This window comes from Microcoleus sp. LEGE 07076 (assembly GCF_015207455.1).
GTDB lineage: Bacteria > Cyanobacteriota > Cyanobacteriia > Cyanobacteriales > Microcoleaceae > Microcoleus.
On the sequence record NZ_JADEWV010000180.1, the window covers coordinates 1 to 12,130 of the forward strand.

Consider the following 12,130-nt stretch of genomic DNA (forward strand, 5'->3'; position numbering starts at 1 on the left):
CAGACAGACTGATAGTGGCAATTAGAGCTAGCAAAATAGCCAACCAGCGGCGCTTTGAATGTAAAATAGAGAAATTTTTCATAATAATTTACTGTAGCATCTACGTGCGATTATGACTGAGATTGTAGCCAACCTAGAAAATCTTTAGTGACTGAGAAATACTTGGTTATTCCTGCTTCTCGCAAAGCATCTTGAACTTCCGGCACACTAAATTCTTTTGTATTATTGCTCAAAAATACCTTGATTTCATGAGTGTGTAAGTGTGCGTGATTCAAGATGCAGTGGAGAATCAAATTATCTGTCGGATCTTCTTCAATGAAAACGGTATTCAAGCTTTTTTGCAGTGTATCTGCTGTTAGTTCAATCATCTCCACATTGTCAGCTAATAATTCAAGAGCATCAAAAAGACGTACTTTAATATTATTGAGCAATCCTTCATTTTCATTCAAAGACTCTTCTACATGGAATAAAAGAGACTTAGCATAAGGCGAAGTAAGATCGCGCTTGAGCTGGCTAATTTGTTTTTTCTGTTCATCTGCAAAACGGTTGCGGCGCTTGCTCTCGTCTTCTAAAGCCGAGAGAGCTTCCATGCAGCAAATAGCAGGTATGGCAATGCGGACTGATGTTGGTATACTCAGTAACAAGTTATTGGCATCAGGATCGCGTCCTGTAGCAATACTCATCAAAAAGTTAGTTTCTATATATAAAATCGCCACCAATTTTTACCTCTGACTTTGTTGTTCCACCTGCTAGCAACGGCAGCAAACCGATTGCGGCTATGTGTTCCGATGCTGGTGGAATCTCCGACTTCCAATTATAAGCTAAGTCACGCAACCATGCTTCAATCAGCCTAGTTAGGTATGGTACAAATATCCGCTGATCGCCTAATTTTGAGTCATAATAGTGAAGGATGTCTGGCGTTTTTAACGATAAAACAGCTTCAGATAAAACAGTGCCATCCCATTTAAAAACGATTATATCTTCGAGAGTGACAATCATAGCATAAGGAATTACCACATTTTTTTCGGAGAGCTTTGAGAGGAAATGTTTTATTTGTTTGAGCGCGCTATCGATAATCCTCTGTGTGGCTGCCTTTTCTTTAGCTTGATTAATTTTGACCTCGATTAGCACGACTATGCGATCGTCCTTATCCAACGCGATAATATCCGCGTCTATGGGTAATTCTACTTCCAAGGTTTCAGTTTGCATGGTTTCAGCCTTCCTAGCGTATAAGTTTAAGTAAATTATACTTCTACTATCAAACCACTTTTTTAATTTTTGGATACTAAAACTACAGCATAGGCTGCAATTCCTTCTTCTCTCCCCACGGGCCCTAACTTTTCGTTGGTAGTTGCTTTGATGCCGATTTGGTCTGGTTTTAATTGTAGGACAGTAGAAAGCCGATCGCGCATTTGCTCAATATGCGGTTTCAGCTTGGGACGTTCGGCCACCACCACCGAGTCAATATTGCCAATTTCCCAGCCTTTATCTAATATTAACTGATTAACTTGTTCTAGCAACACTAGACTGTCTGCACCTTTCCATTTTGGGTCAGTTGGCGGGAAATACAGGCCGATATCTCCCAAGCTGAGAGCTCCCAGCATCGCGTCCATAATCGCGTGGGTAAGCACGTCTGCGTCGCTGTGTCCTAATAAGCCTAATTCGTGGGGAATGTGTACGCCGCCGAGGATTAGGGGGCGTTCTGGAACTAAGCAGTGGATGTCGTAGCCGTTACCGATGCGGATGTTCATGTAAAAAAAGTAGATGTTTGCCAAATGCAGACAGCAGACAATTATTTCACAGTCTGTGTCGAGATGAGTCAGTTTTTTGGGCGATCGACCTTTTTTACTTTTCGGCAGATATTGGAGGAATGCGATCGGCTGTTAAAATTACAACTTTCCCATCTTGCCAAATCGCAATAGATTCGCCTAATTTGCGGTGTTTTTCAATGGCAGCCGCAATGGCAGCTTTCACTCCCTCATTAATCTTTGTAGATAAAAGTTGCCTGGGTTTTAATGTGTTCATTTGATCTTTGATTTATTTGATTCCAGCTTTCAAGATTATAGATTATCTGTTCTTGCTCGATAATTCCTTCAGCCACTAACTGAGCAGTTTCGTGAGAGTTGTCATAGATAATCCAATTGTCGCACAGTGGCAAATACAGAGCAATCAAATTTCCCAGTCCTCTGTCATAGCGGCGGCGGATGACATCTTCTGGGATAGAATGACCGCCGCTAGCTACCCGTCGGGCTACTCTTGCTACGGCTAGTTCGGGCGATCGCAACCAAAAGTAAATTAAGTTAATGGTATAATCTTTGGTTTTACAACTTCTCAATAAAGCTGCAAAGCTGCGGGCTGCCAGAGTAGTTTCAAAAGCAAAATCTGTTCCCGAATTAGACAGAATTTGCAGTCTTTCTAGCATAATGCGTCCGGCGGTAATGGCTACGGACTGTTGATTGAATGGTGAAAGTGCAGCCGCGATCGCGTCAGCATTGACATATTCTAAACAGTCCAGAAAGTTGGGTAATAAACTCATTGATGCAGTGGTTTTGCCGGAACCGTTAGCGCCGCCAATGATGTAAAGATTCGGCATAAATTTACAAGTTAAATTTGTACTGAGGAGCGAAAACTTAACTTAAGCACCTCCTACAGTCGTCTATCCTAGACCTCCTGCGAAAGTCCTCACCTAATCGACAGAACCAATAATTATCAGTATGTCTGGCCAATCTTTTATTATTAGTTAATAATGGCTGAAATGGCTACTGTTAAAGGATCGATAAAATACTTTCGCAAGAGGTCTCCTGTAAGTTGCGAGAAAGAAAGAGGCAGAGCCTCCGCACCTGCATTACCAGGCAGAGCCTGGTAACGAGCAAAGAGCCTGATCACGAGCAACTTCCTAAGTAAATCGACCTAATTAAACGTAAATTCTCGATCGCTCAAAAGCTGGCCGTATACCTCTTCTTCCCGATGACCAATGACTAATGACCAATGACTTCTTCCATCTACTTCAGTTAATTAATCCTCCAACAAATCCGGCCGCCTTTGGCGAGTTCTTTCAATTTGCTGTTCCCTGCGCCAGCGAGCAATTTCTGCGTGATTTCCAGACAGCAACAAGTCGGGCACCTTCAATCCCCGAAAATCCGCTGGGCGAGTGTACTGCGGATAATCCAAAAGTCCGTCTTCAAAACTCTCAAACTTCAGCGAATCTTCCTTAGCCACAGTGCCGCGCAACAATCGCAAAACCCCATTAATCAAAGCCAAAGCCGGAATTTCGCCTCCGGTGAGCACAAAATCCCCCAAAGATACCTCGCGAGTGACCAAATGCAAGACTCGATCGTCCACACCCTCATAGTGCCCGCAAATCAACACCAACTGATCGCGCCCGGTGGCGAACTCCCGAAACATCGGCTGCTGCATCGTTTCGCCCTGCGGAGTCAGCAAAATCACCTCCCGCCTCGGTAACACAGGTAGCGACTCCACCGCCGCAAAAATCGGTTCCGGCTTCATCAGCATTCCGACTCCGCCTCCGTAAGGCTCGTCATCTACTCGCTGGTGCTTGTCTGTGGTAAAATGGCGGGGATTGACAAAATTCACCTCAGCAATATTTTTAGCTAAGGCTTTGCCCATCAATCCCGATGCTAGGGGAGCGAGAAAAAATTCTGGAAATAGAGTAACAACGTCAAATCGCACAACAATCGGAATTTATTGGTACATCACCTCTAGTTTGACTCTTAAAGGGATATCCGTTTTCAGTAATTGCATTATTACTTATAATTTCTTATAATTTGTGAGAATTTTGGCAGCAGGTTACATCCTCTTCTTTTGTCTGGTGGCCGGCTTTGTTGTACAAAAATAACCTGTTCTCAGGACAGCGGCTTGAGTAAACTCGCCCCCAAACAACTGCGGGAACGCGCGCGCGTCGGCCATTCTCGATCGGATAAGCTGCCCTGCGCGTACCTTAAATCGCACAAAAAAATATTCTCTCTTAAAAAGCCCCATTCTACGCACAACCACGGCAAAATTGAATTTCACATCCACCAGAGGAAGACACACCATGCAGCAGTTGACATCTCCAGCCCTCGAACAAAATCTTCCCCAGCGCACAAAAACTTCGATTATGGTGATCGGAGGAGCCGAAGACAAAGTTCACGGGCGAGAGATTCTGAATACCTTTTTTTGCCGTGCTGGGGGTACAAACGCTCGGCTGGCGATCGTTCCCTGCGCTTCGCGAGATCCTGAAGGAACTAGCAACCGCTACCGCACTATATTTGACGAAATGGGCGTTAGCGCTGTCAAAGTTGTTGATATCCGCGAGCGCCAACAAGCAGAAAATCCGGTGTGGAAAGATTACTTAGAAGACTGTACGGGCGTATTCATCACAGGCGGCGACCAACTGCGGCTCTGCGGGCTGCTGGCGGACACCCCGCTGATGGAGAAAATTCGCAAAGAAGCTCAAGAAGGCAAGATGACCCTCGCAGGTACCAGCGCGGGTGCTGCGGTGATGGGATATCACATGATTGCAGGTGGCGGCAGCGGCGCGTCGCCGAATCGTTCTTTAGTGGATATGGCAAACGGACTCAACATTATCCCGGAGATCCTCGTAGATCAGCATTTTCACAACCGGAACCGCATGGCTCGCTTGCTGTCGGCTGTTGCTTGCCATCCCGATCGCCTTGCTATTGGTATTGACGAAGACACCTGCGCCTTGTTTGAGGGAGACGATACTCTGAAAGTTCTCGGTAAAGGCACTGTAACTATTGTTGATTCTAGGGAAAATTTTTATACCAACGAGTCTCAAGTAGGAGCGACAGAACCCTTAAGTTTGTTCAATATGCGCTTGCACGTTCTGTGTCACGGAGATTGCTACAATATGCCCCTAGGCAAACCGATGGCATCGGCAGCCTGTTCCGAGTCGGGCTGGCCATCGGAATGTCGCACAGCAAACTAAGGCAGAAGATTTCTGGTCATTGATTCTGCAGAAGTTATGCGACATTGCGATCGAATAATGGATACAACAATAGAATAGATTAACCGTGCAGCAGCGGGCTGACAGTAGAAGGCAGAATCACAGAAAATTCTACCTTCTGCCTTCTGGTTTATGGCGTCGGGCGATTAATGTTCAACGCTAAACCGCCCAAAAACCGGTACTGTGTTCCCGACGCTACGAGTATGGAGATGCCAAGATTTTAGACTTGGGCTGAATCTTCTCGATCGCTCTTCTGTGGAGTCAATCCAAAATGGAAAATGCAAAATGCAAAATGCCAAATCGACGCTCTGCCTCTAAACAGGAAATTCACCGCCGAACTGTTCGCTGCGAACAGTCGATCGTCCAGGTAAGCTCGAAATTGAATAAATGATCCAATTACCTATAAAATTGCGCGACCCATACCTCTCTAACTGCCATGAAAATACTTAAAATCCAGACATTACGCGGCCCCAACTACTGGAGCATCCGACGCAACAAACTAATACTCATGCGTCTGGATTTAGAGGAGTTGGCAGATAAAACCACATCGGAAATTCCCGGCTTCTACGAAGGCTTGACCGCAGCGCTACCGAGTTTGAACGAGCATTACTGTTCTCCCGGGCATCGGGGAGGCTTCCTGCAACGTGTTCGAGAAGGCACAATGATGGGACACGTAATCGAACACGTAGCGCTAGAACTTCAGGAAATGGCAGGAATGCCGGTCGGGTTCGGTCGCACCCGGGAGACGGCTACACCAGGGATTTACCAAGTAGTAATCGAGTATCAAAACGAACAAGCTGGACGCTATGCCACCAGGGCGGGCGTGCGGATGTGCCAAAGCATTGCCGATACAGGCACTTATCCAGCAGCGGAATTAGTCCAAGATTTGAGAGACCTTAAAGAGTTTGCTTTGTCAGCAGCCCTCGGGCCGAGTACGGAAACACTAATCAAGGAAGCAGAAGCGCGAGGTATTCCCTGGATACCCTTGAGCGCCCGGTTTATGATTCAACTGGGCTACGGGGTTCACCAAAAGCGGATTCAGGCAACTCTGAGCAACCGCACGGGAGTTTTAGGGGTAGAACTGGCCTGCGACAAGGAAGGCACCAAAAATATCCTGGGTGCTGCCGGCGTACCGGTTCCGAGAGGAACGGTGATTAATTATTTGGACGAACTGCATGGGGCGATCGAAGATGTGGGCGGTTATCCGATCGTCCTCAAACCCCTAGATGGCAACCACGGCCGCGGGATTACGATCGACATCAATTCCAGGGAAGTAGCAGAAGAAGCCTACGACTTGGCCAGCTCCGCCTCGAAAACAAAAAGCGTGATTGTGGAGCGCTATTACACCGGACGCGACCACAGAGTATTAGTGGTCAACGGACAAGTTATAGCAGTCGCAGAACGAGTCCCTGCTAACGTCGTGGGCAACGGCAAGGATACAGTAGAACAGCTCGTTGAAGAAGTAAACCGGGACCCGCAGCGCGGAGACGGACACGACAAGGTACTCACCCGGATTACGATCGACAAATTGACCCTCGATTTGCTGCAAAAACAAGGATACGCGATGGACTCGGTAGTGCCTTCAGGCAAAAGAGTATTTTTGCGCGCGACAGCAAACCTCAGTACCGGTGGCATTGCAGTCGATCGCACCGACGAAATCCACCCAGAAAACGTCTGGCTGTTTTCCCGAGTCGCCAAAATCATCGGCTTGGACATTGCCGGCATTGACGTAGTAACTTCCGACATCTCCCAACCCCTGCGCGATACAAACGGAGTCATTGTCGAAGTCAACGCAGCACCGGGTTTCAGAATGCACGTCGCCCCCAGTCAGGGTTTGCCCCGCAACGTCGCCGGCGCAGTCTTCGATATGCTGTTCCCCTCGCCTCAACCCACCCGAGTGCCGATTTTAGCGGTGACTGGAACCAACGGCAAAACCACAACCACTCGCCTGCTGGCCCACATAGTCAAGCAGACAGGTCAAATTACCGGCTACACAACTACCGACGGCACTTACATCGGTGAATATTTAGTGGACAGCGGAGACAATACTGGGCCGCAAAGCGCTCACTTGATTTTGTCTGACCCCACGGTGGAAGTGGCGGTGCTGGAAACGGCTAGAGGCGGAATTTTGCGATCGGGCTTGGGATTCGATCAGTGCGATGTCGGCGTCGTCTTGAACGTCGCGGCGGATCACTTGGGAATCGGCGACATCGACACCGTGGAACAACTAGCCAAACTCAAGAGCGTCCTAGTCGAGTCAGTAATGCCCAAAGGCTATGCAGTGTTAAATGCAGATGACCCGTTAGTATCACAAATGGCGCAGCGTGTCAAGGCTCAAATTGCATATTTTTCGATGAACCCGGACAACGAATTGGTAGCCAAACACACCGCTGCGGGCGGGCTGGCAGCAATTTACGAAAACGGCTACTTGTCGATCCTCAAAGGCGATTGGACGCTGAGAATCGAGCAGGCTGTGAACGTGCCGCTGACGATGGGCGGGCGGGCGCCGTTTATGATTGCCAATGCTTTAGCAGCTTGTTTGGCAGCTTTTGCCCAAGGATTGAAAATAGAAGACATTCGGGCAGCTTTGTCCAGCTTCCAAGCCTCCGTCGGTCAAACTCCCGGACGGATGAACCTGTTTAATTTGGGCAGCTATCACGCTTTGCTCGACTACGCCCACAACCCGCACAGCTACAAAGCTTTGGGCAGCTTTGTACAGAATTGGCAGGGAATGCGGATCGGGGTAGTCGGTGCTCCTGGAGACAGACGAGATGAGGATTTTGTCACGTTGGGTAAACTTTCGGCCGAAATGTTCGATCGCATTATTGTGAAGGAAGACCTCGATCGGCGCGGCCGAGAACCCGGTGTAGTAGCAAAGTTAATATGCCAAGGGATTGCAGAGGCGATTTCTGCTGGAACTGCCGATCGGTCTAAAGTTCAATACGAGTTGATTCTCGACGAAACAACCGCTGTTAACAAGGCTTTGGATCAAGCACCAGCAGACAGTTTGGTGGTGATTTTACCCGAAGGCGTCACGAAAGCTCTGGCTTTGATTGAAGCCCGGAAGCCGATTCAGGAATCTGTGGTAAATGCCAGTAATGTCGATCGGCTTGGAGAGTCGCGCGACAGTTTGAAACCTTCGGTGGTGAATCAAGGCTAAACTCTGAAGTTTGATTTCATTATTAATAGGTTGGGTTAACGAAAGGAAACCCAACCTTTTTGTTTTAGAAAACCGCCGTATTATCTTTCAATATTTTCTCTGCAACCTCAATCAGTTCGCACACAGAATTTTGCGTAAGTTGTGTAGTTTTAAACCCATGAGCAATAGCGTTCCGCAAAGAAAGCGCATTCATTAATAACTGATATTCGGATTTAGAAATCACGCCCTCAACCGTCAGTTGTTTTACTAAATACAGCGGTTCTAATCTTTGCAAACTTAGCTCTTCTTTCTGGGCAACAATCCTCAAAGTTGCCTCAACTAAAGACCAAGAATATAGCATGGCTGACTCTAAATGTTGTGTGACAAGTTGCTTAGCAACTTGTAAACCTAACTCTATTTCATGCTCTTGAAAAGAATCCTCAGCTTTGGGAAGCTCGACTGCATCCTCCGAGTTAGTCATCACTAACTCAAACCTCCAACCAGGATTTTCTGCTACTGCTTGGGCTAAATTGCGTAGATATGTAGTAGAGGGTGAGTTGAGTGAAGCGCGTGACTTGACTGCAATAACCACTGACTCTTCCCCCCGGCGCACTATCAGATCCGGGCGATAGCTTTTAAGGAAGCCCGGTAAATCTTCAGAGTTTGGATGAAATGAAATTTCATAACCTTTCTCACGATACTCCTCTGCTAGTTTTAGCAGTTGCTCTCTTTCTATGTTTGCAGTTGGGGTTGCCATCATGTAAGTACCTCTTGATCGGGAGCATCAATTACGACAATGTGCAAGAATTCATTGCCACGGGCAAATCCTTCCGCTAGAGTCGAAGTCATATTTTCTACTTTAAAGTTAGCTGATAAATTCCTCTTGCGGGCTAGGACATCAGTTACTTGATCGTCATCGACATAGGCTAGCCCGATAATTGCATCTTAAATTGGCTTTACTATATTGTCCACATCGATTTTAACAGAATCGTAGAAATAAGTTATCTGGAGCATAACTAGGCCAGTAGCTGTTTTCTGCTCCGAAGAGCAGTATTTTTCAGCCTCTTGCCTCACTGTCACTTTCCAAGCTTTAAGAAGAGCTCGCCTACGAGCTTGTTGTGATACTGGTGGGCCATCTACTATGAACTCAAATCTCGCCAAAGTGTTTATAAATAGAAGATTGGGGATTATTTTACCTCTTAACTACCGCCCACTGAATAATCGATGCCAGGATTTTCCAACCAAAATCGAGAGTTCGATCGCCAATCCGAACCGATCTAATTATAGAATAAGGAAAAAGCAAGCAGCAGGATTGAAGCATGAATGAGGTCGATCGCACCAGAGTCGAAACATTCATCACGCGCTGGGCCGGTTCTAGCGGTAACGAACGCGCCAACTACCAGTTGTTTTTTGCGGAAATGTGCGATGCGCTGGGGGTCGATCGACCTTTCGATAAAGGCAGAATTCCCAACGATCCCTACTGCTTCGATAAAGATGTCAAAATATTTCACCCCAGCGGCAAAGTAACTTCGGGGTTTGTGGATTTTTACAAAGCCGAACACTTTTTAATCGAAGCTAAACAGGGCGGAACAACCAGCAAAAAAGGAACGGCAAAACGGGGAACGAATACCTATTTGCGAGAGATGGAAAAAGCGTTTGTGCAAGCCGTTGCTTATACCCGAAATCTTAGCAGCAAACCGCCGTTTTTGTTGACTTGCGATATTGGCGACCATTTTGAATTGTGGATGGGTTTTAGCGGCGATTACGGCGGCTATGGGGCGCGGCGAGAAATCGGGCTAATTGAGTTGCAAAAAGCCGATGTATTCGATTTGTTTGTCGATATTTTTAGCAATCCACAGCAGCGCAACCCAGAGAAAATTGCAGCGCGGGTGACGCGGGAAGTGGCGGCGGATTTGGCAGAGTTGGCGAAGCGGATGGAGGCGAATGTCGATCCGCAGCAAGTCGCGCAGTTTTTGATGCGCTGTATTTTCACCATGTTTGCTGAGGATGTGGGGTTGCTGAAAGAACATCTGTTTACGCAGGCGCTGGAAACGCGATGGATTCTCAACCCGAAGACGTTTAAGCCGGAGGTAGAGGCGCTGTGGGAGGCGATGAATGAGGGGACGAGTTTTGGTTTTCACGGCCAACTGTTGCGGTTTAATGGCGGATTGTTTGCGGAATCCCAGGCGTTTGCGTTAACAAAGACGCAGTTGGAAGTGTTGTTACAGGCGGCGAAGCGGGATTGGTGCAATGTGGAACCTGCGATTTTTGGGACGTTGTTGGAAAGGGCGCTGGATGCACGGGAGAGGAGTAAGTTGGGGGCGCATTATACGCCGCGATCGTATGTGGAACGGTTGGTAAAGCCTGTGGTGATGGAACCTTTGGGCGATCGCTGGATTGCGGTACAAGCGGAGGTTAAACAGTTGCTCAACGCGGGGGAATCGGAACCGACTGCGAATCAACGGAAAAAGGCGATCGCACTTTTAGAAGCATTTCTGACGGAGTTACAACAGGTGAAGATTCTCGATCCGGCGTGCGGATCGGGGAATTTTTTGTACGTGACGTTGGATTTGTTGAAGGGGTTGGAGTCGGAGGTGTTGCGGCGCTTGGAGGATGTCACCGGATCGGCGCAGTTGCGGTTAGATATTGCTCAAGTTAATCCGAGTCAGTTTTTGGGAATTGAGATCAATCCTAGGGCGGCGGCGATCGCGGATTTGGTGATTTGGATTGGCTATTTACAGTGGCATTTTCGGCGGTTTGGCGATATTCCGCCGATCGAACCTGTGTTGCGGGAGTACAACAATATTGAATGCCGGGATGCGGTGTTGGCCTATGATGCGATCGAACCGGATGTTGATGCGACGGGGAAGGTGAGAACTCGTTGGGGCGGACGGATGATGAAGAGTCCGGTGACAGGGGAGGATATTCCCGATCCGACAAACCAAGTAACGATTTATCGGTATTTGAATCCGAGGGCGGCCGAGTGGCAGGAGGCGGATTATATTGTGTCGAATCCGCCGTTTATTGGAAAGCTCAAGATGCTTTTTAGGCTTGGGGAAGGTTATGTCAAAGCACTACGTGAAGTTTATAATAATCAGGTTCCTGATAGCTGCGACTTCGTTATGTACTGGTGGTACAAAGCTGCAAAAATAGCTGCTAATAGTAATATCAGTAAGTTTGGCTTTGTGACAACAAATAGCATTACTCAGACTTTCAATCGTCGTATCGTTCAAGAGGCTCTAACTGCTCCCGACCCTATTTATCTAACGTTTGCCATCCCCGATCACCCCTGGGTAAATAGTGACGATTGTGCAGCAGTTAGAATTGCTATGACTGCTTGTGCAGCAGGAAAAGCGAGCGGAAAACTTGAATCAGTTCTTGAAGAAAGAGAAGCTCAAGACAGTGAAGATGTCAAAGTAGTAATTTCCCGAAAAATTGGCTTTATACAAAGTGATCTGAGTGTGGGCGCTAAGGTTGTTAGCGTACAAACTCTTAAAGCTAATTCAAAGCTAGCAGGTATAGGTGTCATGCTTGGAAACGATGGTTTTATTGTTGAACCTGATATTGATTTTCCTGATGAACCATTTGTTATTAAACTGCTAACTAATGGTAATGATCTTTTGAAGAAGAGCAGAAATCTCAAAGTCATTGATTTTTATGGGATGACCGTAAATGAGGCGCAAATTACAGCCCCTAAAGCTTTTCAGCAAGTTCTACTTAAGGTAAAACCTGAGCGTGACTTGAATAATAGAGGATCGCGGAGAAAGAATTGGTGGTTATTCGCAGAGACTATGCCTAAAACCCGTGATTCTATAAGCGGACTTAAGCGATATATTCCTGTAGTATTAACCGCTAAACATCGTGTCTTTACCTTCTTAGATCCAATCGTTATACCTGACATCAGTATTGTTGCGATCGCCCTTGATGATGCTTATTTCTTAGGAGTTCTTTCTAGTCGAGTTCATGTTACTTGGTCACTGGCAGCAGGCGGAAGATTGGGTGTTGGAAATGATCCGCGCTACAAC

10 protein-coding genes are annotated in these 12,130 nt (G+C 47.0%); 3 read left to right on the forward strand and 7 right to left on the reverse strand.

Annotated features, from left to right (window positions below; all coding sequences use genetic code 11):
* Positions 1 to 110 precede the first annotated feature (110 nt).
* The 6 genes from IQ270_RS23135 to trmD form a co-directional block, all read right to left on the reverse strand.
* Positions 111 to 683 (reverse strand): PIN domain-containing protein, encoded by a 573-nt coding sequence (locus IQ270_RS23135; RefSeq protein ID WP_255532474.1) that lies wholly within the window; start codon positions 681 to 683, stop codon positions 111 to 113.
* A gap of 7 nt (positions 684 to 690) precedes the next feature.
* A complete protein-coding gene (locus IQ270_RS23140; protein WP_193975546.1) occupies positions 691 to 1,209 on the reverse strand; it encodes a hypothetical protein in 519 nt (172 codons plus the stop codon).
* Positions 1,210 to 1,271: 62 nt separating this feature from the next.
* Positions 1,272 to 1,751, reverse strand: a complete 480-nt coding sequence (gene ispF, locus IQ270_RS23145; RefSeq protein ID WP_193975547.1) for a 2-C-methyl-D-erythritol 2,4-cyclodiphosphate synthase — start codon at positions 1,749 to 1,751, stop codon at positions 1,272 to 1,274.
* 94 nt (positions 1,752 to 1,845) lie between these two features.
* Complete coding sequence (locus tag IQ270_RS32005) at positions 1,846 to 1,974, reverse strand: hypothetical protein (RefSeq protein WP_255532475.1); 129 nt, start codon at positions 1,972 to 1,974, stop codon at positions 1,846 to 1,848.
* A gap of 7 nt (positions 1,975 to 1,981) precedes the next feature.
* Positions 1,982 to 2,593 carry a zeta toxin family protein gene (locus IQ270_RS23155; RefSeq protein ID WP_193975549.1) on the reverse strand — a complete coding sequence of 204 codons (612 nt, stop codon included), beginning with the start codon at positions 2,591 to 2,593 and terminating at the stop codon, positions 1,982 to 1,984.
* A gap of 422 nt (positions 2,594 to 3,015) precedes the next feature.
* Positions 3,016 to 3,690: a tRNA (guanosine(37)-N1)-methyltransferase TrmD gene (gene trmD / locus IQ270_RS23160; protein WP_193975550.1), complete on the reverse strand. Its 675-nt coding sequence runs from the start codon at positions 3,688 to 3,690 to the stop codon at positions 3,016 to 3,018.
* Between the two features lie 364 nt (positions 3,691 to 4,054).
* Between trmD and IQ270_RS23165 the strand changes: the two genes are divergently transcribed.
* Positions 4,055 to 4,948 carry a cyanophycinase gene (locus IQ270_RS23165; protein WP_193975551.1) on the forward strand — a complete coding sequence of 298 codons (894 nt, stop codon included), beginning with the start codon at positions 4,055 to 4,057 and terminating at the stop codon, positions 4,946 to 4,948.
* Between the two features lie 454 nt (positions 4,949 to 5,402).
* Positions 5,403 to 8,126 (forward strand): cyanophycin synthetase, encoded by a 2,724-nt coding sequence (gene cphA / locus IQ270_RS23170; RefSeq protein WP_193975552.1) that lies wholly within the window; start codon positions 5,403 to 5,405, stop codon positions 8,124 to 8,126.
* 64 nt (positions 8,127 to 8,190) lie between these two features.
* Here the strand turns inward: cphA and IQ270_RS23175 are convergent, their stop codons facing one another.
* A complete protein-coding gene (locus tag IQ270_RS23175; RefSeq protein WP_228056617.1) occupies positions 8,191 to 8,865 on the reverse strand; it encodes a hypothetical protein in 675 nt (224 codons plus the stop codon).
* Positions 8,866 to 9,424: 559 nt separating this feature from the next.
* Between IQ270_RS23175 and IQ270_RS23185 the strand changes: the two genes are divergently transcribed.
* On the forward strand, positions 9,425 to 12,130 hold a 2,706-nt coding region (locus tag IQ270_RS23185), incomplete at its 3' end, for a class I SAM-dependent DNA methyltransferase (RefSeq protein ID WP_193975553.1).

Coding starts and splice junctions, on each gene's coding strand:
- IQ270_RS23135 (WP_255532474.1), bottom strand. CDS start 683: ATGAGTATTGCTACAGGACGCGATCCTGATGCCAATAACTTGTTACTG.
- IQ270_RS23140 (WP_193975546.1), bottom strand. CDS start 1,209: ATGCAAACTGAAACCTTGGAAGTAGAATTACCCATAGACGCGGATATT.
- ispF (WP_193975547.1), bottom strand. CDS start 1,751: ATGAACATCCGCATCGGTAACGGCTACGACATCCACTGCTTAGTTCCA.
- IQ270_RS23155 (WP_193975549.1), bottom strand. CDS start 2,593: ATGCCGAATCTTTACATCATTGGCGGCGCTAACGGTTCCGGCAAAACC.
- IQ270_RS23165 (WP_193975551.1), top strand. CDS start 4,055: ATGCAGCAGTTGACATCTCCAGCCCTCGAACAAAATCTTCCCCAGCGC.
- cphA (WP_193975552.1), top strand. CDS start 5,403: ATGAAAATACTTAAAATCCAGACATTACGCGGCCCCAACTACTGGAGC.
- IQ270_RS23175 (WP_228056617.1), bottom strand. CDS start 8,865: ATGATGGCAACCCCAACTGCAAACATAGAAAGAGAGCAACTGCTAAAA.